Source organism: Streptomyces mesophilus, assembly GCF_011044995.1.
Classification (GTDB): Bacteria; Actinomycetota; Actinomycetes; order Streptomycetales; family Streptomycetaceae; genus Streptomyces; species Streptomyces mesophilus.
This window is the reverse complement of record NZ_JAAKZW010000110.1, coordinates 1-25,893: the sequence shown is the minus strand read 5'-3', so window position 1 is coordinate 25,893 and position 25,893 is coordinate 1. Positions and strand designations below refer to the sequence as shown.

At 71.4% G+C, this 25,893-nt stretch carries 24 protein-coding genes; 18 read left to right on the top strand and 6 right to left on the bottom strand.

The genetic code is table 11. The features are described 5' to 3' along the window. The first annotated feature begins 388 nt into the window (after positions 1-388). The 6 genes from G6045_RS23720 to G6045_RS23695 all read left to right on the top strand — a co-directional run bounded on the left by G6045_RS23720 (position 389) and on the right by G6045_RS23695 (position 6,986). Positions 389-712 carry an integration host factor gene (locus G6045_RS23720; protein ID WP_005319887.1) on the top strand — a complete coding sequence of 108 codons (324 nt, stop codon included), beginning with the start codon at positions 389-391 and terminating at the stop codon, positions 710-712. Between the two features lie 38 nt (positions 713-750). Further along, positions 751-1,308: a guanylate kinase gene (gene gmk, locus G6045_RS23715; RefSeq protein WP_165334087.1), complete on the top strand. Its 558-nt coding sequence runs from the start codon at positions 751-753 to the stop codon at positions 1,306-1,308. Positions 1,309-1,351: 43 nt separating this feature from the next. Beyond that, on the top strand, positions 1,352-1,624 hold the full coding sequence (gene rpoZ, locus G6045_RS23710) for a DNA-directed RNA polymerase subunit omega (RefSeq protein ID WP_165334086.1): 273 nt from the start codon (positions 1,352-1,354) through the stop codon (positions 1,622-1,624). A gap of 105 nt (positions 1,625-1,729) precedes the next feature. Beyond that, positions 1,730-2,932 (top strand): bifunctional phosphopantothenoylcysteine decarboxylase/phosphopantothenate--cysteine ligase CoaBC, encoded by a 1,203-nt coding sequence (coaBC, locus tag G6045_RS23705; protein WP_165334085.1) that lies wholly within the window; start codon positions 1,730-1,732, stop codon positions 2,930-2,932. Positions 2,933-3,190: 258 nt separating this feature from the next. Beyond that, positions 3,191-4,399 carry a methionine adenosyltransferase gene (gene metK / locus G6045_RS23700; RefSeq protein WP_165334084.1) on the top strand — a complete coding sequence of 403 codons (1,209 nt, stop codon included), beginning with the start codon at positions 3,191-3,193 and terminating at the stop codon, positions 4,397-4,399. A 424-nt stretch (positions 4,400-4,823) separates the two neighbouring features. Then, positions 4,824-6,986: a primosomal protein N' gene (locus tag G6045_RS23695; protein WP_165334083.1), complete on the top strand. Its 2,163-nt coding sequence runs from the start codon at positions 4,824-4,826 to the stop codon at positions 6,984-6,986. A 60-nt stretch (positions 6,987-7,046) separates the two neighbouring features. On the opposite strand, the gene G6045_RS23690 is transcribed toward G6045_RS23695, so the two are convergent. Then, a complete protein-coding gene (locus tag G6045_RS23690) occupies positions 7,047-7,415 on the bottom strand; it encodes a winged helix-turn-helix transcriptional regulator (RefSeq protein ID WP_165334082.1) in 369 nt (122 codons plus the stop codon). 88 nt (positions 7,416-7,503) lie between these two features. On the opposite strand from G6045_RS23690, the gene G6045_RS23685 reads away from it, so the two are divergent. Beyond that, on the top strand, positions 7,504-8,145 hold the full coding sequence (locus tag G6045_RS23685; protein ID WP_165334081.1) for an NADPH-dependent F420 reductase: 642 nt from the start codon (positions 7,504-7,506) through the stop codon (positions 8,143-8,145). A 276-nt stretch (positions 8,146-8,421) separates the two neighbouring features. On the opposite strand, the gene G6045_RS23680 is transcribed toward G6045_RS23685, so the two are convergent. Then, positions 8,422-8,979, bottom strand: coding sequence for a hypothetical protein (locus G6045_RS23680; protein WP_165334080.1), 558 nt, complete (start codon positions 8,977-8,979; stop codon positions 8,422-8,424). Positions 8,980-9,262: 283 nt separating this feature from the next. Here G6045_RS23680 and fmt point away from each other — a divergent pair, with 283 nt between their 5' ends. From fmt to G6045_RS23665, 3 genes are all read left to right on the top strand, one after another. Beyond that, complete coding sequence (gene fmt / locus G6045_RS23675) at positions 9,263-10,195, top strand: methionyl-tRNA formyltransferase (protein WP_165334079.1); 933 nt, start codon at positions 9,263-9,265, stop codon at positions 10,193-10,195. Between the two features lie 180 nt (positions 10,196-10,375). Beyond that, on the top strand, positions 10,376-11,800 hold the full coding sequence (locus tag G6045_RS23670) for an RsmB/NOP family class I SAM-dependent RNA methyltransferase (RefSeq protein ID WP_165334078.1): 1,425 nt from the start codon (positions 10,376-10,378) through the stop codon (positions 11,798-11,800). Positions 11,801-11,877: 77 nt separating this feature from the next. After that, on the top strand, positions 11,878-12,423 hold the full coding sequence (locus G6045_RS23665; protein ID WP_165334077.1) for a hypothetical protein: 546 nt from the start codon (positions 11,878-11,880) through the stop codon (positions 12,421-12,423). Positions 12,424-12,470: 47 nt separating this feature from the next. On the opposite strand, the gene G6045_RS23660 is transcribed toward G6045_RS23665, so the two are convergent. Beyond that, the gene (locus tag G6045_RS23660; protein WP_165334076.1) at positions 12,471-14,702 is read right to left on the bottom strand and encodes an MMPL family transporter; all 2,232 of its coding nucleotides are present in this window, start codon (positions 14,700-14,702) and stop codon (positions 12,471-12,473) included. A 126-nt stretch (positions 14,703-14,828) separates the two neighbouring features. Between G6045_RS23660 and rpe the strand changes: the two genes are divergently transcribed. Both rpe and G6045_RS23650 read left to right on the top strand, forming a co-directional pair. Continuing rightward, entirely contained in the window at positions 14,829-15,515 is a 687-nt protein-coding gene (gene rpe, locus G6045_RS23655) for a ribulose-phosphate 3-epimerase (protein ID WP_165334075.1), read from the top strand. A gap of 126 nt (positions 15,516-15,641) precedes the next feature. Then, positions 15,642-16,688 (top strand): sugar-binding transcriptional regulator, encoded by a 1,047-nt coding sequence (locus tag G6045_RS23650; RefSeq protein ID WP_165334074.1) that lies wholly within the window; start codon positions 15,642-15,644, stop codon positions 16,686-16,688. Between the two features lie 105 nt (positions 16,689-16,793). On the opposite strand, the gene G6045_RS23645 is transcribed toward G6045_RS23650, so the two are convergent. Genes G6045_RS23645 through G6045_RS23635 form a run of 3 tightly spaced genes read right to left on the bottom strand, consistent with a single transcriptional unit; the run spans position 16,794 to position 20,967 of the window. Further along, on the bottom strand, positions 16,794-17,879 hold the full coding sequence (locus tag G6045_RS23645; protein WP_165334073.1) for an amidohydrolase family protein: 1,086 nt from the start codon (positions 17,877-17,879) through the stop codon (positions 16,794-16,796). Next, positions 17,879-19,417 carry a glutamine synthetase family protein gene (locus G6045_RS23640; protein ID WP_165334072.1) on the bottom strand — a complete coding sequence of 513 codons (1,539 nt, stop codon included), beginning with the start codon at positions 19,415-19,417 and terminating at the stop codon, positions 17,879-17,881. The genes G6045_RS23645 and G6045_RS23640 overlap by 1 nt, the downstream gene beginning before the upstream one ends. Before the next feature lie 14 nt (positions 19,418-19,431). Next, positions 19,432-20,967, bottom strand: coding sequence for an ATP-dependent DNA ligase (locus tag G6045_RS23635; RefSeq protein ID WP_165334071.1), 1,536 nt, complete (start codon positions 20,965-20,967; stop codon positions 19,432-19,434). Between the two features lie 311 nt (positions 20,968-21,278). On the opposite strand from G6045_RS23635, the gene G6045_RS23630 reads away from it, so the two are divergent. From G6045_RS23630 to G6045_RS42005, 6 genes are all read left to right on the top strand, one after another. After that, complete coding sequence (locus tag G6045_RS23630) at positions 21,279-21,698, top strand: ribonuclease domain-containing protein (RefSeq protein WP_165334070.1); 420 nt, start codon at positions 21,279-21,281, stop codon at positions 21,696-21,698. Beyond that, positions 21,695-22,192, top strand: a complete 498-nt coding sequence (locus G6045_RS41580) for a barstar family protein (protein WP_235968225.1) — start codon at positions 21,695-21,697, stop codon at positions 22,190-22,192. Before G6045_RS23630 ends, G6045_RS41580 begins: the two co-directional genes overlap by 4 nt. 63 nt (positions 22,193-22,255) lie before the next feature. After that, positions 22,256-22,798: an FABP family protein gene (locus G6045_RS23620; protein ID WP_165334069.1), complete on the top strand. Its 543-nt coding sequence runs from the start codon at positions 22,256-22,258 to the stop codon at positions 22,796-22,798. A 79-nt stretch (positions 22,799-22,877) separates the two neighbouring features. Further along, positions 22,878-23,795 (top strand): LLM class F420-dependent oxidoreductase, encoded by a 918-nt coding sequence (locus tag G6045_RS23615; RefSeq protein WP_165334068.1) that lies wholly within the window; start codon positions 22,878-22,880, stop codon positions 23,793-23,795. A gap of 197 nt (positions 23,796-23,992) precedes the next feature. Then, the gene (locus G6045_RS23610; protein ID WP_165334067.1) at positions 23,993-25,435 is read left to right on the top strand and encodes a GuaB1 family IMP dehydrogenase-related protein; all 1,443 of its coding nucleotides are present in this window, start codon (positions 23,993-23,995) and stop codon (positions 25,433-25,435) included. An 80-nt stretch (positions 25,436-25,515) separates the two neighbouring features. After that, positions 25,516-25,893 (top strand): helix-turn-helix domain-containing protein (locus G6045_RS42005; protein WP_165334066.1); only part of this gene is annotated, 378 nt, incomplete at its 3' end.

Sequence of the window (25,893 nt, the reverse complement as noted above, 5' to 3'; positions counted from 1 at the left end):
GGGCTCCGCCCCGGACCCCGGCATCCGAACTTCGTTCGGATCTCCTCAAACGCCGGAGGGGCTGATGCCCGCACGTACGCGTCCTGGGAGAGCTCGAATCGGCTCTGGCGGAGCGGGATTTCACATCGTTGCAGCAGGCAATCGGGAGCGCGCACCCAAGTAATTGACGTATCGGACCCCCAAATCCGGGGCGAATTGCCCGATATGTATAGTTCAGCAGAGGCTGACCTGGACTTTTCCGCTGTTCTCGCTGACTGGAGCGGTCCTGGCCGCTAGTCTCCGTCGGGAGTACACGGGTGACTGCGTCGCTCGTTGCTCCCCAGGTGCGGGGCTATTAGGTTCCTCACCGGTCCGTATCCGACAGTTCGACAACCGAGGTGACGTAGGCGTGGCTCTTCCGCCCCTTACCCCTGAACAGCGCGCAGCCGCGCTCGAAAAGGCCGCCGCGGCTCGCCGGGAGCGGGCCGAGGTCAAGAATCGACTCAAGCACTCCGGCGCCTCCCTTCACGAGGTCATCAAGCAGGGCCAGGAGAACGACGTCATCGGAAAGATGAAGGTCTCCGCCCTCCTCGAGTCGCTGCCGGGCGTGGGCAAGGTCCGCGCCAAGCAGATCATGGAGCGTCTCGGTATTTCCGAGAGCCGGCGTGTGCGGGGCCTCGGCTCCAACCAGATCGCGTCTTTGGAGCGAGAGTTCGGCGGCGGTGCCGCCTGACGGTCTCAGGCACTCCTGAGAACCTGGATAATCGCTGCATGAGTGAACGTCCGCGGCTGACCGTGCTCTCCGGCCCCTCCGGGGTCGGCAAGAGCACGGTCGTCGCTCATATGCGCAAAGAACACCCCGAGGTCTGGCTCTCCGTCTCGGCGACGACTCGGAAGCCGCGTCCCGGGGAGAGGCACGGCGTCCAGTACTTCTTCGTCACCGATGAAGAGATGGACAAGCTGATCGCCAACGGCGAGCTGCTCGAGTGGGCCGAGTTCGCGGGCAACCGCTACGGCACACCGCGCGCAGCCGTCCATGAGCGTCTCGAGGCCGGTGAGCCGGTGCTGCTCGAGATCGATCTGCAGGGCGCCCGCCTCGTGCGCGAGTCGATGCCCGAGGCTCAGCTGGTGTTCCTCGCCCCGCCCAGCTGGGACGAGCTGGTGCGCCGGCTCACCGGCCGCGGGACCGAGGCGCCGGAGGTCATCGAGCGCCGGCTGGCGGCCGCACGTATCGAGCTCGCCGCCGAGTCGGAGTTCGATACGACTCTTGTCAATACCTCCGTCGAGGACGTGGCCCGCGAGCTGCTAGCCTTGATGAACGTTGTCTGATCAGGCGTTGTCTGATCATTTTCCATTCTTCGGAAGGTAGAGCGTGTCCTCTTCCATCACCGCGCCCGAGGGCATCATCAACCCGCCGATCGACGAGCTGCTCGAGGCCACGGACTCGAAGTACAGCCTCGTGATCTACGCGGCCAAGCGTGCCCGTCAGATCAATGCGTACTACTCGCAGCTCGGTGAGGGTCTCCTCGAGTACGTCGGTCCGCTGGTGGACACCCACGTCCACGAGAAGCCGCTCTCGATCGCACTGCGTGAGATCAACGCGGGTCTGCTGACCTCCGAGGCCATCGAGGCCCCGCCCACGTAGTCACGCCGGCATTCGGCGGTTTTTCCAGTACAGGCCCGGCAGAGCGACTGCCGGGCCTGTGGTGTGTCATGGGTACGCAAGCCGGTTCGGAAATGGGGAGTGGCAGTGGACAAGCCGAAGGTCGTCCTGGGGGTCAGCGGCGGGATCGCCGCCTACAAGGCGTGCGAGCTGCTTCGCCGGCTGACCGAGTCGGGCCATGACGTCCGTGTCGTACCGACCGAGTCCGCGCTGCACTTCGTCGGCGCGGCCACCTGGTCGGCGCTCTCCGGGCACCCCGTGTCGACCGAGGTCTGGTCCGATGTCCACGAGGTGCCGCACGTACGGATCGGCCAGCACGCCGACCTGGTGATCGTGGCGCCGGCCACGGCCGACATGCTCGCCAAGGCCGCGCACGGGCTCGCGGACGATCTGCTCACCAACACGCTCCTCACCGCGCGCTGTCCCGTGGTGTTCGCACCCGCGATGCACACGGAGATGTGGGAGCACCCGGCCACGCAGGAGAACGTGGCCACGCTGCGCCGCCGTGGTGCGATCGTCATCGAGCCGGCCGTGGGGCGTCTGACCGGCGTCGACACCGGCAAGGGGCGGCTGCCCGATCCCGGAGAGATCTTCGAGGTGTGCCGCCGCGTCCTCGCCCGCGGAACGGCCGACGCGGACCTCGCGGGCCGCCACGTCGTGGTGAGCGCCGGTGGCACCCGCGAGCCCATCGACCCCGTCCGCTTCCTCGGCAACCGCTCCTCCGGCAAGCAGGGCTACGCCCTCGCCCGCACGGCGGCGGCGCGCGGCGCCCGCGTCACGCTCGTCTCGGCGAACGCCGCGCTGCCCGACCCGGCCGGTGTCGACGTCGTGCATGTCGGCACGGCGGTGCAGCTGCGCGAGGCCGTCCTGAAGGCGGCGGCCGACGCGGACGCCGTGGTCATGGCCGCGGCGGTCGCCGACTTCCGCCCCGCCGAGTACGCCACCGGGAAGATCAAGAAGAGGGACGACAAGGCGGACCCGACGATCACCCTGGTCCGCAACCCGGACATCCTCGCCGAGATCTCCGCCGACCGCGCCCGCCCCGGCCAGGTCGTCGTCGGCTTCGCCGCCGAGACGGACGACGTGCTGGCCAACGGGCGCACCAAGCTGGAGCGCAAGGGCTGCGATCTGCTGGTCGTCAACGAGGTCGGCGAGCGCAAGACCTTCGGCTCCGAGGAGAACGAAGCGGTCGTGCTCGGCGCCGACGGATCCGAGACGCCGGTGCCGTACGGACCGAAGGAAGGCCTGGCAGACGTGGTGTGGGATCTGGTGCAGGAGCGGCTGGTCTGACCCCTGAGGCGCCCGGGAAACGAATTTCGCCCGACCGGGCGCCTCAAACCCCCGAAATTCGGACGTCAACGCCCTGGCGGAGACCGATCGTCGTATCGCAGAATGCAGTGCCGCAGGTCACAAGGCATCCATCAAGCGAGACGCGGCGCCCAGTGGCCGGAAGCGACCGATAAACTGGTCGACGAAGCATTGCCGGGCGCAGCTCCCGGTAGCCTCGCCAATGATCAGCCAGCAGCCGCTGCAACCCCAGGGAGCGTTGTGTCCCGTCGTCTCTTCACCTCGGAGTCCGTCACCGAGGGCCACCCCGACAAGATCGCCGACCAGATCAGCGACACCATTCTCGACGCCCTGCTCCGCGAGGACCCGACGTCCCGCGTCGCCGTCGAGACCCTGATCACCACCGGTCTGGTGCACGTCGCGGGCGAGGTCACCACCAAGGCGTACGCGCCGATCGCGCAGCTGGTGCGCGACAAGATCCTGGAGATCGGTTACGACTCCTCGAAGAAGGGCTTCGACGGCGCCTCCTGCGGTGTCTCGGTGTCCATCGGCGCGCAGTCCCCGGACATCGCGCAGGGCGTCGACACCGCGTACGAGAAGCGGGTCGAGGGCGATGACGACGAGCTGGACAAGCAGGGCGCCGGCGACCAGGGCCTGATGTTCGGTTACGCGACCGACGAGACGCCCGAGCTGATGCCGCTGCCGATCCACCTCGCGCACAAGCTTTCCAAGCGCCTGTCCGACGTGCGCAAGAACGGGACCATCCCGTACCTGCGCCCCGACGGCAAGACCCAGGTCACCATCGAGTACGACGGTGACAAGGCCGTCCGCCTCGACACCGTGGTCGTCTCCTCGCAGCACGCCTCCGACATCGACCTGGAGTCGCTGCTCGCGCCCGACATCCGCGAGTTCGTCGTCGAGCCCGAGCTCAAGGCGCTGCTCGAGGACGGCATCAAGCTGGAGACCGAGGGCTACCGCCTCCTTGTCAACCCGACCGGCCGCTTCGAGATCGGCGGCCCGATGGGTGACGCCGGCCTGACCGGCCGCAAGATCATCATCGACACCTACGGCGGCATGGCCCGCCACGGCGGCGGCGCCTTCTCGGGCAAGGACCCGTCGAAGGTGGACCGTTCGGCCGCGTACGCGATGCGCTGGGTCGCCAAGAACGTGGTCGCCGCGCAGCTCGCCTCGCGCTGCGAGGTGCAGGTCGCGTACGCGATCGGCAAGGCGGAGCCGGTGGGTCTGTTCGTCGAGACCTTCGGTACGAACACCGTCCCGGTGGAGAAGATCGAGGAAGCCATCTCCGCGGTCTTCGACCTGCGTCCGGCCGCGATCATCCGCGATCTGGACCTGCTGCGCCCGATCTACTCCCAGACCGCCGCCTACGGCCACTTCGGCCGCGCGCTGCCGGACTTCACCTGGGAGCGCACGGACCGCGTGGACGCGCTGCGTACGGCTGCCGGTCTGTAGTTTCCTCCCGCTGTACGTGACGGCCCCGGACCTTGTGGTCCGGGGCCGTCGTCGTCGCGCGGGAAAAGGGGTGCGCGGGGCGGGAGTTGGTGCGTACGGTGGGGATCTCCCGGTGCGCAGGCCGCGGTTACTTCGATGGAGTTCACCTGCTTCGGCAGGTGGGCGTTGAAATCTCGGCCCTCGGGCCGTGCAGGTCCGCTGCCGCTTCGATCTCGGGAGACCTCAAGGCACTGATTCCGGGCGTGCCCGGTGCGCAGGCTGCGGATACTTCCCTCCGGGGTGCAAACCCCTTACGGGTTCGAATCCCGTCGCCGTGGCCTTCGGTCGCGGTGTGGCGGAACTGGCAGACGCAGAGGCTCACCGTCCGCCGCCGACTGGATCTCGGGCGCGCCCGGTGTCAGTGCCTTCTGGTTAAGTTGGGGCTGTGAGCAGCGAGAACGAGCAGCCCGGCAGCGACGCGCAGGACGCGGCGCCGGAGCAGCTCGCGCTCATCCGGGAGACCGTCCGCCAGGCCAAGGTGCCGCGCGCCAAGCCCCGTACCTGGCGTGGCGCGGAGCTCGCGCCCGAGCTGCCGGTGGCCCGGGTCCTCGTCGACAAGGGCGTGCTGCATCTCGACCGCTACTTCGACTACGCCGTGCCCGCCGACCTCGACGCCGACGCCCAGCCGGGTGTGCGGGTGCGGGTGCGGTTCGGGGCCGGGCGGAGCCGTGTGCAGGGGGGCCGACGTGAAGGCGGCGGACTCATCAGCGGGTATCTGATCGAGCGCATCGCCGAGTCCGACTACACCGGGCCGCTGGCCGCCCTCGCTCAAGTCGTGTCGCCCGAACCCGTGTTGAGCCCCGAGCTGCTCGGCCTCGCACGGGCCGTCGCCGACCGGTATGCGGGCAGCCTCGCCGACGTACTCACGCTGGCCATTCCGCCGCGCAATGCCCGCGCGGAGAGCAAGGTGTCGCCGCCTGCGCCGCCCGCGCCCGCGAAGCCCGAGGCCGGGACATGGGGGCGGTACGGCCAGGGGCCCGCGTTCCTGGAGTCGCTGGCGTCCGGCGGGGCGCCACGGGCCGTGTGGAACGCGTTGCCCGGCCCGCACTGGAGCGAGGAGCTCGCGCGGGCCGTCGCCGCCACGCTCGCCTCGGGGCGTGGCGCGCTGGTCGTCGTACCCGACGGCAAGACCGCGAGCCGGGTGGACGCCGCGCTGACCGCGGTGCTCGGCGAGGGGCGGCATGCGCTGCTCACGGCGGACGCGGGGCCGCAGAAGCGGTACGCGGAGTGGCTGGCCGTGCGCCGCGGATCGGTGCGGGCCGTGGTGGGCACGCGGGCCGCGATGTTCGCGCCGGTGCAGAACCTGGGCCTGGTGGCGATCTGGGACGACGGGGACGGCAACCACAGCGAGCTGCACGCGCCGCAGCCGCATGCCCGCGATGTGCTGCTGCTGCGGGCCGCCCATGACAAGTGCGCCTTTCTGCTGGGTAGTTGGAGCTGCACCGTGGAGGCGGCGCAGCTGGTCGAGAGCGGCTGGGCCAAGCCGCTCGTGGCCGACCGCGAGCAGGTGCGGATTGCCGCGCCCCTGGTGCGTACCGTCGGGGACACGGACGTCGCGCGGGATGGGGCGGCCCGTGCGGCACGGCTGCCGTCGCTCGCGTGGCAGGTCGCCAAGGAGGGGCTCACGCGCGGCCCCGTGCTCGTACAGGTGCCCCGGCGGGGCTACGTGCCCCGCCTTGCGTGTGAACGGTGCCGGGAGCCGGCCCGCTGCAAGGAGTGCGCCGGGCCGCTCGAGGCGCAGGACGCGGGGCCGCTGCACTGTGCGTGGTGCGGGCGGACCGAGGGCCAGTGGCACTGCCCCGAGTGCGGGTCGTTCAAGCTGCGGGCGCAGATCGTGGGGGCGCGGCGTACGGCTGAGGAGTTGGGGCGGGCGTTTCCGTCCGTGCCGGTGCGGACGTCGGGGCGTGAGCACATCCTGGAGTCGGTCCCGGACCAGCCGTCCCTCGTCGTCTCGACGCCCGGCGCCGAGCCGGTCGCCGAGGGGGGTTACGCGGCGGCCCTGCTGCTCGACGGGTGGACCATGCTCGGGCGGCCCGATCTGCGGGCCGCCGAGGACGCGTTGCGCCGGTGGATCGGGGCCTCTTCGCTCGTACGGGGGCAGGGCGACGGCGGCACGGTCGTGGTGGTCGGCGAGCCGACGCAGCGGCCGGTGCAGGCGCTGGTGCGGTGGGACCCGGTCGGACATGCGGTGCGCGAGCTGTCCGAGCGGGCCGAGCTCGGCTTCCCGCCGGTGTCGCGGATGGCCGCGGTATCGGGGCGGCCCGAGGCGGTGGCGGAGTTCCTCGCGGGGGCCGAACTGCCCGCCGACGCCGAGGTGTTGGGCCCTGTGCCGCTCCCGATGACGGATCCGTCGCGGCCCAAGCGCACGGGGGCGGCCCCGGTGGGGGAGCAGTGGGAGCGTGCCCTGGTCCGGGTCCGCCCCGGGAGCGGTGCGGCCCTGGCCGCCGCCCTGAAGGCCGCTCAGGCCGGACGGATGGCTCGCGGGGCCGGGGTTTCGGCCGGCGAGTCCGGGGTGCGGATCCGGATCGATCCGCCGGACATCGGGTGAGGGCTGGGCGGTCGGGGATTGGTGAGCGGGGCCCGTGGGCCGCTGATGCCAGGACAGGCCCTAGCGTGCGCCGGGAGGCCGGCTGCCCGCTGCTTCCTGGGCGGCCATGACTTCATCACCGTGGGCGAAGGCCCAGGCGCCGACGGCGTCGATCGGGGCCAGCAAGGTCCGTCCCAGGGCGGTGAGTTCATACGCGACGTGCGGCGGTGCTCCGGGGTGTTCCCGCCGGTCGACAAGGCCGTTGAACTGCAGCCGACGCAAGGTCTCGGTGAGGACCTTCGAGCTGATCCCCCCGATCTGTTCCCGCAGCGCGACCGGACGCTTCGGGCCGTCGCGCAGGGCCCAGAGGACCACGGCGTTCCAGGTGTTGGCGAACAGGTCGAAGGCGAGCCGGGCGCGGCAGTCGGCGAGGAAGGCGTCGGTGGTCACGTACCAAATGGTGCCTGAGCCTCTCTCTAGCGTCGGTGCGGAAGGTCGAATACGGAAGGCCGAATCCGGCGGCGAGAGGGAATGTGTGATGAGAATCGGCGTGCTGGGGACGGGGAACATGGCTGACGCGCTCGCCACTCAGTGGGCGCGCGCCGGGCATGAAGTCACCGTCGGGGGACGCGACCCGGTCAAGGCGCGGCGGCTTGCCGAGCGCATCGGTGGCGGCGCGCAGGCGGCAGGTCTGCGCGGGGCCGCCCGGTTCGGTGACGTGGTGCTTGCCGCGCTGCCCTTCGGCGCAGGGGCGGAGGTCGTACGGGCCGTGCGGGCGGAGCTGGCGGACAAGGTCCTTGTCGACTGCTCCAACCCCGTCGGCCCGGGTTTCCGGCTGCTGACCGAACGCGGGCCGTCAGCAGCACAGTTGCTGGCCGAGGCGGCGCCCGGCGCCCGCGTGGTCAAGGCCTTCAACCTGTGCCACGAGGACGTGTGGCGGATGCGGCCGCCGGTCTTCGACGGTCGTCCGCTGGCCGTACCGGTGTGCGGTGACGATGAGGAGGCGCTCACGTCCGTACGCGCGTTGGTGCGGGACGTGGGCTGTGCGCCCGTGGCCGGTGGCGGGCTTGAGCGGGCGGGGCTCCTGGAGGCGGCCGCAGCGCTGTTCATCGGGCTGTGGGTGAGGGAGGGGGCAGACGTCCAGGCGATCGCGCCACCGTTGGCGTACGCGGCCGGATGAGGGCCCGCGCGGCGGGATGAGAGATGAGGGCCCGCGCGGCGGGATGAGAGATGAGGGCCCGCGCGGCGGGATGAGAGCGGAATGCAGGCGGATGACGGCGCACGCGGCCTGGTGACGGGCTGAGCAGTGGGCTGACACCTATGCGGCCGGCTGACGCCCGCGCCCTCCACCAGGCAGCAGAAATGCCCCCGCTCCGGGCGACAGGCGCCAGGAGCGGGGGCATCTCAAGTCGGCTTGCGTACAAGGCAGCAGTGTCGGCGTACCGCTGCCGTGCCGTCAGCCGTTGCGCGGGCCAGGGAAGGCGCCCGGGCGGGGTTCTTCGCGCAGCACCGGACCGGCGGGGGTCTCCCGCAGGACAGGGCTGCCCGCCGTCGGCTGGGTCGGCATGGAGCGGGCGGCGGGTACGGACGGCAGGCCCGCACCGATGCCCACCGGACGCGCCCCGGTGTCCGTGGCGCGCTCGGCCTCGGCGGCGGCCTGTGCCGTGGCCCGCCGGGCTCCGTAACGGCGGTGTACCGCCTGCTTGGTGACCCCGAGCGCGGAGCCCACCGCGTCCCAGGAGAATCCGAGCGAGCGGTCGAAGTCCACCGCCGCCGTGACCAGGGTCTCGACGCTGTCGCGCAGCTCCTGGGCGAGGCGGACGGTGGGGGCGGGGGCACGCCCGTACACGACGAAGCCCGTGGAAGGACCGGAGCGGCGCGGGCGGTAGACGTTCCCCAACTGGGCGGTGAGGGTGCGCAGTGCGTCCACCTGCCGGCGGACCCGCTCGATGTCCCGCACCAGGAGGTGCAGGCTGGCCCGTGCCTGGGCGTCGTGGGTTGCGTGGTCGGCCATGAACAAGCCTCTCGAACCGGCGATGAAAAGGGTCGGGCCGCGCTCGCGGCCCCCCTCTGGTCAACTCTTTCTTGACCAACGCGTCAGCCTGGGATGTGGTCACGGTGGAGGGGCGTATGCGCATATGCGAGGGGCGCGCGGCTGTGCGCACGCCCCGGGCTGCCCGGCCGCGCCGCGCCACCGGGAGGCGGGCACCGCACCCGGGGCGTACGCCGGACCCCCGCCGCCTCATAGACTGGTGCGCTGCTCTTCACGTCCCCGCTCGAGAGGCCCTCAGCCACCGATGAAGCTGGTCTTCGCAGGCACCCCCGAGGTCGCCGTCCCCGCCCTTGACGCCCTGATCGCCTCCGGACGCCACGAGGTGGCCGCCGTCGTCACCAGGCCGGACGCCCCCGCGGGGCGCGGCCGCCGGCTCGTCGCGAGTCCCGTCGCGGAGCGCGCCGAAGAGGCGGGCATCGAGGTGCTCAAGCCGAACCGCCCGCGTGACGAGGAGTTCCTGGCCCGGCTGCGCGAGATCGGCCCCGACTGCTGCCCGGTCGTGGCCTACGGGGCGCTGCTGCCCAAGGTCGCTCTGGACGTGCCCACCCGCGGGTGGGTCAACCTGCACTTCTCGCTGCTGCCCGCCTGGCGCGGTGCCGCGCCCGTGCAGCACGCGATCATGGCGGGGGACCAGATCACCGGTGCCTCGACCTTCCTGATCGAGGAAGGCCTGGACTCGGGTCCGGTGTTCGGCACGATCACCGAAGAGGTACGGCACACCGACACCAGCGGGGACCTGCTCACCCGGCTCGCGTTCGCCGGCTCCGGGCTGCTCGAGGCGACCATGGACGGCATCGAGGACGGCACCCTCAAGGCCGTGCCCCAGCCCGCCGACGGCATCTCGCTCGCGCCGAAGATCACCGTCGAGGACGCGCAGATCGACTGGGCCGCCCCCGCGATGCGGGTCGACCGCGTGGTCCGCGGCTGTACGCCCGCCCCCGGTGCCTGGACCGTCTTCCGCGGCGAGCGGCTCAAGCTGATCGCCGCCGCCCTCGTGCCCGACCGCACCGAGCTCGCGCCCGGCGCCCTCGAAGCCGGCAAGAACAACGTGTACGTCGGCACCGGCTCGCACGCCGTCGAGCTCCTGTGGGTCCAGCCGCAGGGCAAGAAGCCGATGAAGGCGGCGGACTGGGCGCGCGGCGTGCGGATCACGGCGGGGGAGCGCGTGGGCGCGTAGCCGTCCCGTATCCGTAGCGAGGCCCTCGGGCGTCGGGCCGTGTCGTGGCACGGCCCGTACGCTGGTAGGGCCTGTCCACCCGCTGCCTCGCAGGTCCGCACCGGCCCACCTGCTCTTCAGGCGAGGGTCCGGCGGTAGCCCCCGGGAAAACACAGCATCCAGAATCCGGAGCACCTTTTCGTGAACGACCAGCCCCGCCGTCAGCCCCCGCGCAAGCACCGCAGGCCCCAGAAGGACCCGGTGCGGATCCTCGCGTTCGAGGCGCTGCGGGCGGTGGACGAGCGGGATGCGTACGCGAACCTCGTCCTGCCGCCGCTCCTTCGCAAGGCGCGCGAGAAGAGCGCGGACTTCGACGCACGGGACGCCGCGCTCGCGACCGAGCTGGTGTACGGGACGCTGCGCCGGCAGGGCACGTACGACGCGATCATCGCGTCCTGCGTGGACCGGCCGCTGCGCGAGGTCGACCCGCCGGTGCTCGATGTGCTGAGCCTCGGCGCGCACCAGCTGCTCGGGACCCGGATCCCGACGCACGCCGCGGTGTCGGCGACGGTGGAGCTGGCGCGTGTGGTGCTCGGCGACGGGCGCGCGAAGTTCGTCAACGCCGTCCTGCGCAAGGTCGCCGCCGACGATCTCGACGGCTGGGTCGCCAAGGTCGCCCCGCCCTACGACGAGGATCCCGAGGACCATCTGGCGATCGTCCACTCGCATCCGCGCTGGGTGGTCGGCGCGCTGTGGGACGCGCTCGGCGGCGGCCGCGCGGGCATCGAGGACCTGCTCGAAGCCGACAACGAGCGGCCCGAGGTGACCCTCGTGGCGCGCCCCGGCCGCATCACGGGGACGGAGCTGCTCGACGCGCTGCCCGCCGACTCGGCGCTGCCCGGCCGCTGGTCTCCGTACGCCGTACGTCTCACCGAGGGCGGCGAGCCGGGGGCGCTTGATCCCGTACGCGAAGGGCGGGCCGGAGTGCAGGACGAGGGCAGCCAGTTGGTGGCCCTCGCGCTGGCCAACGCGCCCGTGGAAGGCTCCGACAAGCGCTGGCTCGACGGGTGCGCGGGGCCCGGCGGCAAGGCCGCGATGCTGGCCGGACTCGCGTCCGAGCGTGGCGCGTTCCTGCTCGCGTCCGAGAAGCAGCCGCACCGCGCAGGCCTCGTTGCCCAGGCGCTGCGCGGCAACCCCGGCCCGTACCAGGTCATCGCCGCCGACGGCACCCGCCCGCCGTGGCGCCCGGGCACCTTCGACCGCGTCCTGATGGACGTCCCGTGCACGGGCCTGGGCGCCCTGCGCCGCCGTCCCGAGGCGCGCTGGCGCCGCCGTCCCGAGGACCTCGACGGGTTCGCCCCGCTCCAACGCGGGCTGCTGACCGAGGCGTTGGCGGCGGTCCGCGTCGGCGGCGTCGTCGGTTACGCGACGTGCTCCCCGCACATCGCGGAGACCCGCGCGGTCGTCGACGACGTGATGAAGCGCGTCCCGGGCACCGAACTCATCGACGCCCGCCCGCTGTTGCCGGACGTGCCGGCCCTGGGAGAGGGCCCGGACATCCAGCTGTGGCCGCACCTGCACGGCACGGACGCGATGTATCTGGCGCTGATCCGGCGTACGGCCTGAGGTCCTGAGCTGGCTGGGGCGTGAGCGCGCGGCTCACGCGCCCCCGCGTTGTCAGTGGCGGCACCTACGTTGCCTGCATGGCGAACTCGTACACGACCTTGTGGACCAACGACCTGTGCCGTGAGCTTCAACGCGACGGGTACGAGGGGGAGCGGCTCTCCGTGCTCTTCGGCGGGCCGCATCAGTCGCTGCCCAGCTTTCGCACCGCGGGCGTTCAGCCCGGAGACCGGATCCATCCGATACGGCTCTTCCGGCGGAAGCTGTACGTGCTCGGCGCTCTCGACGTCGCGCGGCTCATGCCGTACGAGGACACCGGCTCGCTCCTGGATGACGACGACTACGCCAAGGTGATGCGCTGGCGGCCGCTGAAGGCGGGCTGCGTCGGCGAAGTGGTGTTCGGGCCGCCGGGAGCGCCGTTGAGTTTCGGCACGGCGATACCCGGCGACCTCCTGGAGCGGCTGACGTACACCTCCAGACGCGGCGAGCGGACGTTGCGCAACGTCGTGGACGGCGAGCTGCTGCACCACATCGGCGTGCACGGCATCTACCGCCTGGCGCCGGAGTCGGCGCGCGCACTCGACCGACTGGTGCGAGCCGCGGCCGACTTCACCGTGGCGGCCTGAACTCCCCGTGCGATGAGGTGCGATGAGGTGTGGTGTTGCATGGCCTCTCAGTCCCGCAGGGCCGGTTCCTCCTGAGGCGCGGGGACGGGAGGTTCCTCGCGGGCCAGCCGGTGCGGCCACCACACCTTCGGGCCCACGTCCAGGAACAGGGACGTCACCAGGACCGACCGTACGACGAAGGTGTCCAGGAGGACGCCGAGGGCGACCGCGAAGCCGATCTCGGCGAAGGCCACCATCGGGAGCGTCGCCAGGGCCGCGAACGTGCCGGCCAGGACCAGGCCCGCCGAGGTGATGACCGCGCCGGTCGCGGACAGGCCCGTCAGAACGCCCGCACGGGTGCCCTTGCGCAGCGCCTCCTCGCGGATGCGGGTGGTCAGGAAGATGTTGTAGTCGATGCCGAGCGCCACCAGGAAGACGAAGACGAAGAGCGGGAAGTCCGTGGTCTCGCCCGCGTAGTCGAAGAGGTAGCGGAAGGCGAGCGCGCTGATGCCGAGCGCCGCCGCGAAGGACAGGACGACCGTCGCGATCAGGATCAGCGGGGCGATCAGGGCCCGCAGCAGGACGATCAGGACCAGGAAGACGACGAGCAGGACCAGCGGGATGATCAGGATGTTGTCGTGCGTGGTCGCCTCGTCCATGTCCAACAGCGCCGCCGTGTTGCCGCCGACCTTCGCGTCCGCGTCCGGTACGGCGTGCACCGCCTCGCGGACGCGTTCCACCGTGTCCTTGGCCTCGGGGCTGTCGGACGGCGAGTCCATGGTGGCTTCGAGCAGGATGCGGCCCTCGTGTTCGGCCTTGGCGCCCGGCGCGGGCCGGACGGACTGAGCGACGACGCCGTCGGTTTCGGCGATCGCACGGCCCACCGCCTCGCCCTGCTCGGCGAACGCCACGATGTACAGCGGGTCGCCGGATCCGGCCGCGAAGTGCTCCTCCAGGACGCGCTGGCCGACGATCGAGCTCGGGGTGTCCGTGAACGCGTCCGCGTTGCTGAGGCCCTCGGCGCGCAGCTGCATCAGTCCGAGCGAGAACGCGGCGAGCAGGACGGCCGTCGCGGCCCAGATCGCCCGGGGGCGTACGGCGATACGGCGGCCGATGCGGGCCCACAGGCCGGTCTCGGTCGGTTCGGCGGTGTCGTAGTGCGGGATCACCGGCCAGAAGATCCACCGGCCGAAGATCACCAGCAGCGCGGGGAACAGCGTCAGCATGGCCAGCAGCGCGACGGCGACGCCGATCGCGGCGACCGGGCCGAGGCCGCTGGTCGAGTTCATGTCGGCGAACAGCAGCACCAGCATGCCGAGCATCACGGTCGCGCCGGAGGCCAGCACGGCGGGCCCCGCGCGGTGCAGGGCAAGGGCCATGGCCTCATGGCGGTCGTCGTGCCGGTGGAGCTCCTCGCGGTAGCGGGCGACGAGCAGCAGGGCGTAGTCCGTGCCCGCGCCGAACACGAGGACCGTGAGGATGCCCGCGCTCTGGCCGTTGACCGTCAGGCCCGCGTTCTCGGCGAGGAGATAGACGATGGCCTGGGCCGTGAACAGCGCTCCCACCACGGACACGAGCGGGACGAGCAGCAGGGACGGGCTGCGGTACGTGATCAGGAGCATCACGATCACCACGCCCATCGCGGCGAACAGGAGTGTGGAGTCGATGCCTTCGAAGGCCTCGGAGAAGTCGGCAGTGGTGCCGCCCGGGCCCGTCACATAGACCTCGAGGCCGCCCGAGCCCTCGCCCGCGACCTCGCGGAGCTCGTCGACCGCCGGTGCGATCCGCTCCCAGCCCTTCTCGTCCATCGTGATGGGGACGAAGACCTGCGCGGCCGCCTTGTCGTCGGAGTCGACCGGGCCCTGGGTCTCCGCGCCGCGGATCCCGTGCGCGGTCAGCTCCTTGAACGCCGCCACATTGTCGGCGATCTTCGCCTCGTCGGCTTCGGTGAGCCCTCCCTCGCGTACGTAGAGGATCACCGTCGGCAGCTGTTCGGGCCGGAAGTCCTCGGAGAGCTGGAGGACTTGGGTGGATTCGGCGTCGCCCGGCAGCCAGGACGAGTTGTCGTTGTCCTGGGCCTCGGTGAGCTTCTGGGCCAGCGGGGACATCAGGACGATGGCCACCAGCCAGAGCACGAGGACGACCCACTTCGAGCGTCTGCCGCACACGAGCCAGGCGACACCCCGTCGTTCGCCTGTGCCCTTCGGTACTTCCCGGATTCCCTTCGGTACTTCCCCGGTGGTGCCCGCTGTCTCTGCGTCCGGCACGACGCACCCCCCAAATAGGTGCCCACCCCACATAACGACCACGGTCGCCGGGCGCCAGAATGGCACGTCCGTCCGTGATCCCGGGAGGAATTCGCGGCTACGGGTCCAAGGCCCCGTACCGCGGAGGGCAACGCTCCTTGGGCATGGCAGTCTTGGGGCATGGCCGCTCAGATCAGTCCCAGCATCCTGTCCGCCGACTTCGCACGCCTTGCCGACGAGGCGAAGGCCGTCGAAGGGGCCGACTGGCTCCATGTCGACGTCATGGACAACCACTTCGTCCCGAACCTCACGCTCGGCGTTCCGATCGTAGAGTCCCTGAGCCGGGCGACGGACACCCCGCTGGACTGCCACCTGATGATCGAGGACCCCGATCGCTGGGCACCCCAGTACGTAGAAGCGGGGGCCTCCTCCGTCACGTTCCACGTCGAGGCCGCCGCGGCTCCCGTACGGCTCGCACGCGAGATCCGCGCCAAAGGCGCCCGCGCCTCGATGGCGCTCAAGCCGGCCACGCCCATCGAGCCGTACGAGGATCTGCTGCCCGAGCTGGACATGCTGCTGATCATGACCGTGGAGCCGGGCTTCGGTGGTCAGGCCTTCCTCGACATCATGCTGCCGAAGATCCGCCGCACTCGTGAGCTGATCGCGAAGCACGGTCTGGAGCTGTGGCTGCAGGTCGACGGCGGGGTCGCCGAGTCCACCATCGAGCGGTGCGCCGAGGCCGGCGCGGACGTGTTCGTGGCAGGGTCGGCCGTGTACGGCAAGGAGGACCCGGCCGCCGCGGTGGCCGCTCTGCGTGCCAAGGCCGAGGGCGCCACCGCTTCGGCGGCCTGGGCCTGCGGTCACTGAATCGACGGGTATCGCCCGGACCATCAGGAGATGAACGGGCGGGTTCGGTGGCGAACGGGGCCCTTCAGGACTGATCAAGCACCGCCGGATCTGCAAGGATGAACGGCGAGTCGCCCAGTTGAACGTGTGAACAGCAGTGAGGAGATCGCCGTGACGGGCATGTCAGCGGGGAGGCCAGCCCTGCGGATGGGACCCGCTGAGCTGGTGCAGGCGGCGGCCATGGCCCGCCGCTTCTACCTGGAGGGCAAATCCAAGATCCAGATCGCGGAGGAGTTCGGCGTCAGCCGCTTCAAGGTCGCGCGGGTTCTGGAGACCGCTCTGGAAAGGGATCTCGTACGGATCGAGATCCGGGTTCCGGCGGAGCTGGACGCCGAGCGCTCCGACAAGCTGCGGGCCCGCTACGGCCTGCGGCACGCGGTCGTCGTCGAGTCGCCCGCCGAGTCGGAGGAGCAGTCCCCCGACCCGGAGAACCTCGGCGAGGTCGCCGCCGACCTGCTCGGTGAGCTGGTGAACGAGGGGGATGTGCTCGGTCTCGCCTGGGGCCGGTCCACCATCAACATGGCCGCCGCGCTCGACCGGCTGCCGCCGTGCACGGTGGTGCAGCTGACGGGTGTGTACGACGCCGGGACCGCCGAGCGCGGCTCCGTCGAGGCGGTCAGACGGGCCGCGCAGGTCTCCGGTGGCGACGCCCACCCGATCTACGCGCCGATGCTGCTGCCGGACGCGGCCACCGCCGCGGCGCTGCGCAACCAGACGGGGATCGCGCGGGCCTTCGAGTACTTCGACAAGGTCACCGTCGCGTGTGTGTCCATCGGCTCCTGGGAGCCGGGCATCTCCACGGTGCACGACATGCTCAGCGACGAGGAGCGCGCGCACTACGCGTCGCTCGGTGTCGCCGCCGAGATGTCCGCGCATCTCTTCGACGTCGACGGCCGCCGTGTGGGGCGTGACCTGGGAGAGCGCTGCATCACGGTCGAGGCCGACCGGCTGCGCCGTATCCCCGAGGTCGTGGCGATCGCGGGCGGTCAGCGCAAGGGCGCGGCCATCGACGCGGTGCTCCGCTCCGGCCTGGTGACCAGCCTGGTCACGGACACCGCCGCGGCCGACTACCTGCTGTCCGCGGGCTCCGCGCCCAAGCCCGCGCTCGACCGCGCGGACCCGGACGGCGAGTAGTAGGTCCTGGGCGCCACGAGCAGGTTTTGGGGCGCCACGTGCAGATCCTGCGTTGCTGCGTTGCCAGGAGCGGATCCTGCGACGCTATGCGTAGATTCTGTGGCGCTACGCGTAGATTCGGCGGGCGTTCCCGGCGCCGACCAGGTCCCTGACCCGGTCGGCGTCGGCGTCCGCCCAGGCGCCGCGCTCCACCCAGCTGCCGAGCACCTCGGCGGCCGCATCGCGGAACAGCCGGGCGCCGACGAGATACAGCTCGGGCAGTCCGTGGGCGTCCGTCGAGAACAGCAGCTTCCCGAACGGTGTGAGCTCCAGCATCTCCGCGAGGACCGCCGTCGCACGTGCTCCGGTGTGGCTGAGGGTGAGCCCCAGGTCCGCGTACACGTGCGGATAGACCTGTGCCAGATAGCCCGCCTGCCGGTGGTACGGGTAGCAGTGAAGCAGCACCAGCGTGCACCTGGTCGGGCGTACCGCCTCGATGAACTCCGTGAGCAGCAGGGGATCCGCGCGGTGCAGGCGCAGGTCGGGGTCGCCGAAGCCGGTGTGCAGCTGGAGCGGGCGGCCGGTGCGGGCCGCCGACCAGAGCAGATGCCGCAGCAGGACGGGGTCGGTGATCCGGGCCCCGCCCGTGGGCAGCCAGCGGGCGAGCGCGTCCTCGACGGCCCGGCGCCCGGGCGGCTCCGGCGGCAGGTCGAGGCCGTGCCGGTAGGCGACGACGGACTTGAAGCCGGCCGCCGTGCGTGCCGCTTCCGCGATCCGCCCGTCCAGGACGGCCAGGAACTCCGCGGGGTCCTTGGCGGCCGCGGCGGTACGTTCCGCGAGGTGTTCGAGGCGCACGATCTCGCGAGCCGTCGCGCCGCTCAGCCCGGCCAGCTCCTGCGGAGTGGTGAGGTCGCCGGGCAGGCCCGTGTCGACGTAGAACTCCGCGATGCCCGCGGCCGTCAGGAGCCGGCGCGCGACTTCCTCGGCGCCGAGCTTCGCCCGTTCCCGGAGGTAGACGTCCGGTTCGCAGTGCGGGTCGAGTCCGAGCAGCGGTGGGCAGAACCGGCGTACGGCGAAGCCGAGTTGGGTGTCGAAGAAGCTGGTGCCGGGCGGGGCCGGGTCGGGGGATTCGGTCAGATACGCCTCGAAGCCGTCCCGGGTGAGGTCCTCACGGAGGATTCCGTGGCAGTGGTGGTCGACGAGCTGCGGCATCAGTAGCGGTTCCTCGTCGCCTCGGCGAGCGCCTGTGCCGGCACCCCGTCGAAGAGTTTCACCTCCGCGGTCCGTACGGCGATCACCGCATCGGACAGCGCGTCCCCCAGGGCCTCGCGCAGCACGGTGGAGGACGAGAAGGCGGCGACGGCCTCGGTGAGGGAGGTCGGCAGCCGGTCCTTGTCCTGGCGTACCGGGTCGCCGGACACCGGGGCGGGCAGGGCGAGTTGGGCGTCAAGGCCGGCGAGGCCCGCGGCGATCACCGCGCCCACGACGAGATAGGGGTTGGCTGCCGGGTCGAAGCACTTGATCTCGGCGTTGGCGGCCCCGGGGATCTTGGGCTCGCCTGTGGTGCTCGGCCCACCCGGCTCGCGCGTGGTGCTCGGCTCACCCAGCTCGCCCGGCTGTCCGGCGATGAACCGCAGCGCGGCCTCGCGGTTCTCCAGCCCCCAGCAGCGGTATGCGCCCGCCCACCGGGAGGGCTGCAGGCGCAGATAGCTCGCGGGGGAGGGCGCGCCGAGGGCGAGCAGGCCGGGCAGCGCGTACAGGACGCCCGAGAGGAAGGCCTCGCACTGGGACGTCATCCCGAACGGGCCGCCGCCGTCGCCGCACAGATTCCGCCCGTCCCGCCACAGGCTCAGATGCAGATGGCGGCCGTTGCCGACCGAGTCCGCGTCGATGGCCGGGCCGAAGGACGCGGTGAGTCCGTGCCGCAGGGACACGGCGCGGATCGTCTCGCGTACGAGCACGGCCTCGTCCGCCGCGCCGACCGGATCCGTCGGCGCGAGCGAGACCTCGAACTGGCCCTGGGAGTACTCGGGATGCAGTTGCAGGACGTCGAGTCCCTGGGTGCGCAGGGAGGTGTGGAGGTCGTCGAGGTACGCGGACAGCTCCACGACGCGCGCCATGCCGTAGGCCGGTCCGGTGCACGCAGGGGCGCCGTCGCGTGAGACCACCCACTCCGTCTCGTACCCCATGCGCAGCTCGATGCCCTGCTCGGCGGCCCGGCGCACCATCCGCCGCGCGAACAGCCGCTGGCACGCCTCGTACGGGCGGCCGTCCTGGTGGTAGCGGTCGACCGGTGCCCAGGCCCAACCCGGCTGGCCCGCAAGGACGGTGAGCCGGTCCGGGTCGGGACGCAGCCGCAGGTCGCCGTCGGGGCCGCCGATGTGCCGGCTGGTGGTGACCGAGTCGTCGACGAGGTAGACGTCGAAGACCGGCGACATGCCGACCCCGCGCTCGGCGGCCCGGTGGAAGCGGGACAGCGGCACGGTCTTCACCCTGGTGATGCCCGCGACGTCCACCCAGGTCAGGGCCACGGCGTGGACGCCGGCCTGTTCGAGGTCCGGGCGGTGCACGTCGGCGAGTCCATCGTCGAAGGGCTCCGAGTGGGCTCCGTGCCGGCGCTGCCCGCCGTAGTCGTCCTGTTCGTCGACCTCGTCGACCCCGTCGACCCCGTCGAATCCGTCGGACCCTTCGAACTCGTGGTTGAGCGCGTCCGCGAGACGCCTGGCCGGGCTCGAGTCCCACCTGTCCATGTGCCGCCTCCCCGTCAGCGCCGCAGCGCGAGCACCGCGTCGACGGTGTCCGCCTCGGCGGCCGTCTTGTCCTCCCGGTACCGCACCACCCGGGCGAACCGCAGGGTCACGCCTTCCGGGTAGCGGGTCGAACGCTGTACGCCGTCGAAGGCCACCTCGACCACCAGCTCGGGCCGCACCTTCACCGCCCAGCCGTCGTCCTCGACCGCCAGCTCCTGGAGCCGCTCGGTCTGCCAGGCGAGGACCGCGTCGGTCAGCCCCTTGAAGGTCTTGCCCAGCATCGCGAACGAACCGTCCGCACGTCGCGCCCCCAGATGCAGATTCGACAGCTTCCCGGTGCGCCGTCCATGGCCCCACTCCGCTGCAAGGACCACGAGGTCCAGGGTGTGCACCGGCTTCACCTTCACCCAGGACGCCCCGCGCCGCCCGGCGCTGTACGGGGCGTCGAGGCCCTTGACGACCACGCCCTCATGCCCGCGTACCAGGGTCGCGTCCGCGAACGCCCGGGCTTCTTCCCGCAGTTGTACGTCGTCGGGGTCGGTCACCTCGTGCCGGCGGACGCGCCGTGGCTCGGGCGAGATGCGGACCAGCTCGGCGTGGCGCTCGCGGGCGGGCAGATCGAGCAGATCGCGGCCGTCGACGCTCAGGAGGTCGAAGAACACGGGGAAGAGGGGCAACTCGGCCTGGGCGCCCGGGACGTCGAGCTTGGAACCCACGCGGCCCGCGATGTCCTGGAAGGGCATCGGGCGTCCCTCGGGGTCCAGTGCGATGACCTCGCCGTCCAGGACGGCCCGCGTGGCCGTCAACTCCTGCGCCGCAGCGACGACTTCGGGCAATCGGTCGGTGATCTCGTCGAGGGTGCGGGTGAACACCCGAACACTGTCGCCGTCGCGATGGACCTGGACCCGGATGCCGTCCAGCTTCTCCTCGACCGCGCAGGCGCCGACCATGTCGATCGCCTCGTCCACGTCCTTGGCGGTCTTGGCCAGCATCGGCAGGACCGGACGGCCCACGTCGAGCCGGAAGGCGTCGAGTGCGGCCACACCGTCCGCGATCAGGGCCTGGGCGACCGTGTCGAGGCGGCCCGCGAGCATCACGGCCCGGCGTACGGCGGCGGGCTTTGCGCCGTAGGCGGCGGCGAGACCGTCCACGGCCAGGGCGTCGAGGGCGCCCTGGCGCAGCTCGCCGCCGATCAGGCCGAACAGGAACCGCTGTTCGTCCTCGGTGGCGGCGGTGAGCAGCTCGTGCAGCAGCCGTTTGCGCTCGGCCTGGGCGCCCTTGCCCGCGACGGCAGCGATGCGGTCGAAGGTTGCGTGCACGCCCTGCACGGTGAGGGTCGGTGTGTCGGCCGGTTCCTGCTTCTCGCGGAACGCCGTCCAGCCCACGTTGATCTTCCGCTGCGGCAGCCGCCCTGCGAGATACGAGACGACCAGCGGGGCCTCCTCGGGCGCCATCCGCCCGAACAGCTCGGCGAGCAGCGCGGTCTTCTCCTTGCGTGCGGCGGTGGCGGCGATCTCCCGTGAGGTCCTGGCCACGTCGGCGAGCAGCATGTCTTCATCGTGGACCACGGTTGCGGAGGGCGCAGGCGTTCAGATGAGGCGGTGTGGTCGTGGGGGCGGACCTGTTCTGTCGTCGGTACGGTGCCGTGCCGTCGTAGGGCCGGACTCGTTCTGTCGTCGGTACGGTGCCGTGCCGCTGTCGGGGCGGATCCGTTCTGTCGTCGGGACGGTCCCGTCCCGTCGTCGAGCCGATACCGTCCCGTCGTCGGAACGGCCCCGTACCGGCGTGCACGCCGTGCCGCGCCCGTTGCCGGGCGAGCGCCGACCGGCGGGGCGGCGCCGGGCGTGGCAGCATCGGCCGCATGCGCCACCGGTACTTCCTACGCGTCCTCGTGGGGGCGCTGTGCGCGCTGCTCCTCGTGGGCTGCTCGTCGGCCGATTCGGGCGGGCGCACGAGCGCGGACACCTCCGTATCCGCGAGCTCCGCCCCGGCCTGGGCCAAGGGCTTCGGCACCGTCGCCGAAGCGTCCCTGCCCGCCGAGGCACGGCAGACGCTGCGTCTGATCGATGCGGGTGGACCCTTCCCGTACGCCAAGGACGGCGCGAACTTCGGCAACTACGAGCGGATCCTGCCGCGCCACAAGCGCGGCTACTACCGCGAGTACACGGTCCGCACACCCCGCGAACGCGATCGCGGCGCGCGCCGTATCGTGACCGGCCGGGGCGGGGAGTTCTTCTACACGGACGATCACTACGACACGTTCAAGGCGGTCCTGCGATGACACGCGGCTCCAGCGCAACCGGTGGCGGATTCGACGGACCGGACGGCGGTCCCGTCGGACCGCGCGGGGAATCCGTCGGGCCCGGCAGGGGTGGGAAGTCCGACGGCGGGAGCGGGGATTCCGGTGGCCGGAGCGAGGAGTCCGGCGGTCCCGCCGGCTGTCCGCCCGGGCAGTGGGCCGGCCGCCCCGAGCCCCTGGCGGCGCTCGTCGAGTCGGCGCGCGCCTCCTCCGTCCCGCTCCACGTCCTCGACCTCTCCGGAGTCACGGACAAGTCCGCGTTCCTGACCGCCTGCGCCCGGGCCCTCGACTTCCCCTCCTGGTTCGGCCACAACTGGGACGCCCTGGCCGACTCCCTGAGCGACCTGGCCCCGGGCACGGTCGTGGTGGTCTCGGGCTGGCGCGCATATGCCGAGGCGCGGCCCGGGGAGTGGGAGACGGCGCGGGAGATCCTCGCCGAGGCCGTACCCCTCACCGCCCTCCTCACGTTGGAGTGAAGCGGGTGCGGGTCCGCGAAGCCCTACGCTTCCCGGGACGACCGCACTCCGAGGAGCGATCACGTGCCCGACCATGTCCCGTCCTACCCGTACTCCGAAGCGACGAGCCCCGACCAGGCGCCCAGGACCCATGAACTGCTCAAGCCCGCGCTGTGGCTGCTCGGGACCTGGCGGGGGAGGGGGCGCGGCACCTATCCGACGCTCGCCGAGGACTTCACGTATGCGCAGGAAGTGACCTTCTCGCACGACGGCCGGCCCTTCCTGCGGTACGAGGCGCGGTCCTGGCTGATCGACGGGCAGGACGGGCCGCTGCGTCCCGCCGCACGCGAGAGCGGCTGGTGGCGGGTGCAGCCGGACGGACGGGTCGAGGCGCTGATCACACAGCCCACCGGGATCACGGAGATCATGGTCGGCAGTGTCGGCGAAGGGCTCGCCGAACTCGCCTCGCACACCGTGGCGCTGACTCCCACGGCCAAGGACGTGACCGCGACGCGTCGCCGCTACACCCTCACCGAGGGCGCGACCCTGGACTTCGTCCATGACCTCGCGGCCGTCGGGCAGCCGCTCCAGCATCACCTCGGAGCGCAGCTGAACCGGGCGGGCTGAGGTCCGGCGATCGTGCGGCAGATTCCCACCGACGTTCACGGTACTGACAACTGACGCACCGTCAGTTACGGTCTGGCGCATGTTCTTCTCGCTGGGGCTCCCGACGCACAGGGTGGACGCAGGCGCCGATCTGATCGGCGCCGACGCGGTCATGGAGATGGCGCGCGCCGCCGAGGCCGCGGGCTTCGACGCGGCCTTCGTGACCGACCACCCCTTCCCCGGCGACGCCTGGCTCGCGCGCGGAGGGCACCACACCCTCGACCCGATGGTGACGCTGTCCTTCGCGGCCGCCGCGACCCGTGAACTGCGCCTGCACACCAACCTGTTCGTGCCCGCGTACCGCAATCCCTTCGTCTCGGCGAAGATGATCTCGACCCTTGACGCGCTCTCCGGCGGCCGGGTCATCCTCGGGGTCGGGGCGGGCTACCTGGAGCCGGAATTCGAGGCGCTGGGCGCGGACTTCGCCGAGCGCAACGACCGGCTCGACGAAGCGCTGCGCGCCATGAGGGCCGCGTGGACCGGGGAGTCGGTGCTCCTCGAAGGCTCCGGATACGCGGCCGCCGGCAACACCATGCTGCCCAGGCCCGTACAGGAGCGGATACCGGTGTGGATCGGCGGCAACAGCAGACGGGCGATCCGCCGGGTCGTGGACCTCGGCGACGGCTGGCTCCCGATGCCGGCCCCGGCCAAGGCCTCCAAGACCCTGCGCACGCCCGGCATCGAGAATCTCGCCGATCTGCGGGACCGGCTCGACTACCTGCGGGAGTACGCCGAGTCGGTGGGCCGTACCGAGCCGGTCGACGTCACGTTCATGCCGCGGGGCCTGAGCATGTTCTCCGGCGGGGCGCTCGATGCCGACGCGATCGTGGAGGATCTGGCCGAGCAGGCCGACGCCGGAGTCACCGGGGTCACCGTCGCGCTGCCCGCGGGCACGCGGGGCGAGTTCCTGGAGCAGGCGGCGGCTTTCGGCGAGCTGGTGATCTCCCGGGCCAAGTAGGCGCGGCTTGCCGGGCCCGCTCCGGTCCATGGCCGGTGGCCGGACCGGCCGCTGGCTGATCGCACGAAGATCCCCCGCAACCCCTGGATGATCCGCCCGGGCAGCGGATCGTCCAGGTCATGGGAGAATGAAGTACGTGCGTTTTGCCTCGGCACACCTGCTCGAGGTCCCCTCCGATCGACTGGGATGTTCTGCACGTGCGTTTCCTCAATGACATCAAGCCGCCGTACGACCTCACGTACGACGATGTGTTCATGGTGCCGAGCCGCTCCGCCGTCGGCTCCCGGCAGGGTGTGGACCTCTCGTCCCCCGACGGCACGGGCACCACGATTCCGCTGGTCGTCGCCAACATGACCGCGATCGCGGGACGCCGTATGGCCGAGACCATCGCCCGCCGCGGCGGGCTCGTGGTCATCCCGCAGGACATTCCGATCGAGGTCGTCACCGAGGTCATCTCCTGGGTCAAGACGCGCCACCACGTGCTCGACACCCCGATCATCCTTGCGCCGACCCAGACCGTCGCCGACGCCCTCGCGCTCCTCACCAAGCGCGCGCACAACGCCGGTGTCGTCGTCGACGAGGACAACAAGCCGGTCGGTGTCGTCACCGACCAGGACCTGACCGGCGTGGACCGCTTCACGCAGCTGTCCGAGGTCATGTCCAAGGACCTGCTCCTTCTCGACGCGGACATCGACCCGCGCGAGGCCTTCAACAAGCTGGACAACGCCAACCGCCGCTATGCCCCGGCCGTGGACAAGGACGGCAAGCTCGCCGGCATCCTGACCCGCAAGGGCGCGCTGCGCGCGACCCTGTACTCGCCGGCCGTCGACGCCAAGGGCGGGCTGCGGATCGCCGCGGCCGTCGGCATCAACGGTGACGTCGCGGGCAAGGCCAAGCAGCTGCTCGACGCCGGTGCGGACACGCTCGTCATCGACACCGCGCACGGCCATCAGGAGTCGATGATCGAGGCGATCAAGAAGGTGCGGGCGCTCGACCCGCAGGTTCCGATCGTCGCGGGCAATATCGTCGCCGCCGAAGGCGTCAAGGACCTCATCGACGCCGGCGCCGACATCATCAAGGTCGGTGTCGGTCCCGGCGCCATGTGCACCACCCGCATGATGACCGGCGTGGGCCGCCCGCAGTTCTCCGCGGTTCTGGAGTGCGCGGCCGAGGCCAAGAAGTACGGCAAGCACGTCTGGGCCGACGGCGGCGTCCGTCACCCGCGCGATGTCGCCATGGCGCTGGCCGCCGGCGCGTCCAACGTCATGATCGGTTCCTGGTTCGCCGGTACCTACGAGTCGCCGGGCGACCTCCACGAGGACGCCCACGGCCGGCTGTACAAGGAGTCCTTCGGCATGGCGTCGGCGCGTGCGGTGAAGAACCGTACGTCCGAGGAGTCCGCCTACGACCGCGCCCGCAAGGCGCTGTTCGAGGAGGGCATCTCGACCTCGCGCATGTACCTCGACCCGCAGCGTCCGGGCGTCGAGGACCTGATCGACTCGATCATCGCGGGTGTCCGCTCCTCCTGCACCTACGCCGGTGCGGGCTCCCTCGCGGAGTTCGAGGAGAAGGCCGTCGTCGGCATCCAGTCCGCCGCCGGTTACGCCGAGGGCAAGCCGCTGCACGCCAGCTGGAGCTAGTCCCCGGGCTCCGGTCCGTCGGGAGCCCGACGCGTAACACCTCTGTTCACGGCCCTGATCGTCTCCGTACGATCAGGGCCGTGGTACGTCCAGCTCTCGCCGCAGGCCGCGCGCTCGCCGTGCTCGACTACTTCGCGGCGCATCCCGAACAGTCGTACACGCTGAGCGAGTTGAGCGACGCGCTCGACATCAATCTCGCCTCGCTGCTCTCCGTGCTCCAGGCGCTCACCGACGCCGGCTATCTCGCGCGCCATCCGCGGCGCAAGACGTACGGCCTCGGGATGTCGGTGGTGGCGGTGGGGCATGCGGCCCTGACCCGGCACCGGGTCGTCGACCGGGCCCGCGGCGAACTGCGGTCCCTGGCCGCCGCGTCGGGCGCCCAGTACGTGGTCAGCGCGGTCGCGGGCGACAGCATCGTGATCCTGGCCGTCGAGGGGCGGGGGCGGGCAGCCGACGTG

Bases quoted from the DNA above. Each gene is read 5' to 3' on its own strand.
- gmk (WP_165334087.1), top strand. From the start codon at position 751: ATGAGTGAACGTCCGCGGCTGACCGTGCTCTCCGGCCCCTCCGGGGTC.
- G6045_RS23685 (WP_165334081.1), top strand. From the start codon at position 7,504: ATGAGAATCGGCGTGCTGGGGACGGGGAACATGGCTGACGCGCTCGCC.
- G6045_RS23680 (WP_165334080.1), bottom strand. From the start codon at position 8,979: ATGGCCGACCACGCAACCCACGACGCCCAGGCACGGGCCAGCCTGCAC.
- fmt (WP_165334079.1), top strand. From the start codon at position 9,263: ATGAAGCTGGTCTTCGCAGGCACCCCCGAGGTCGCCGTCCCCGCCCTT.
- G6045_RS23665 (WP_165334077.1), top strand. From the start codon at position 11,878: ATGGCGAACTCGTACACGACCTTGTGGACCAACGACCTGTGCCGTGAG.
- G6045_RS23660 (WP_165334076.1), bottom strand. From the start codon at position 14,702: ATGTGGGGTGGGCACCTATTTGGGGGGTGCGTCGTGCCGGACGCAGAG.
- rpe (WP_165334075.1), top strand. From the start codon at position 14,829: ATGGCCGCTCAGATCAGTCCCAGCATCCTGTCCGCCGACTTCGCACGC.
- G6045_RS23645 (WP_165334073.1), bottom strand. From the start codon at position 17,879: ATGCCGCAGCTCGTCGACCACCACTGCCACGGAATCCTCCGTGAGGAC.
- G6045_RS23640 (WP_165334072.1), bottom strand. From the start codon at position 19,417: ATGGACAGGTGGGACTCGAGCCCGGCCAGGCGTCTCGCGGACGCGCTC.
- G6045_RS23635 (WP_165334071.1), bottom strand. From the start codon at position 20,967: ATGCTGCTCGCCGACGTGGCCAGGACCTCACGGGAGATCGCCGCCACC.
- G6045_RS23630 (WP_165334070.1), top strand. From the start codon at position 21,279: ATGCGCCACCGGTACTTCCTACGCGTCCTCGTGGGGGCGCTGTGCGCG.
- G6045_RS41580 (WP_235968225.1), top strand. From the start codon at position 21,695: ATGACACGCGGCTCCAGCGCAACCGGTGGCGGATTCGACGGACCGGAC.
- G6045_RS23615 (WP_165334068.1), top strand. From the start codon at position 22,878: ATGTTCTTCTCGCTGGGGCTCCCGACGCACAGGGTGGACGCAGGCGCC.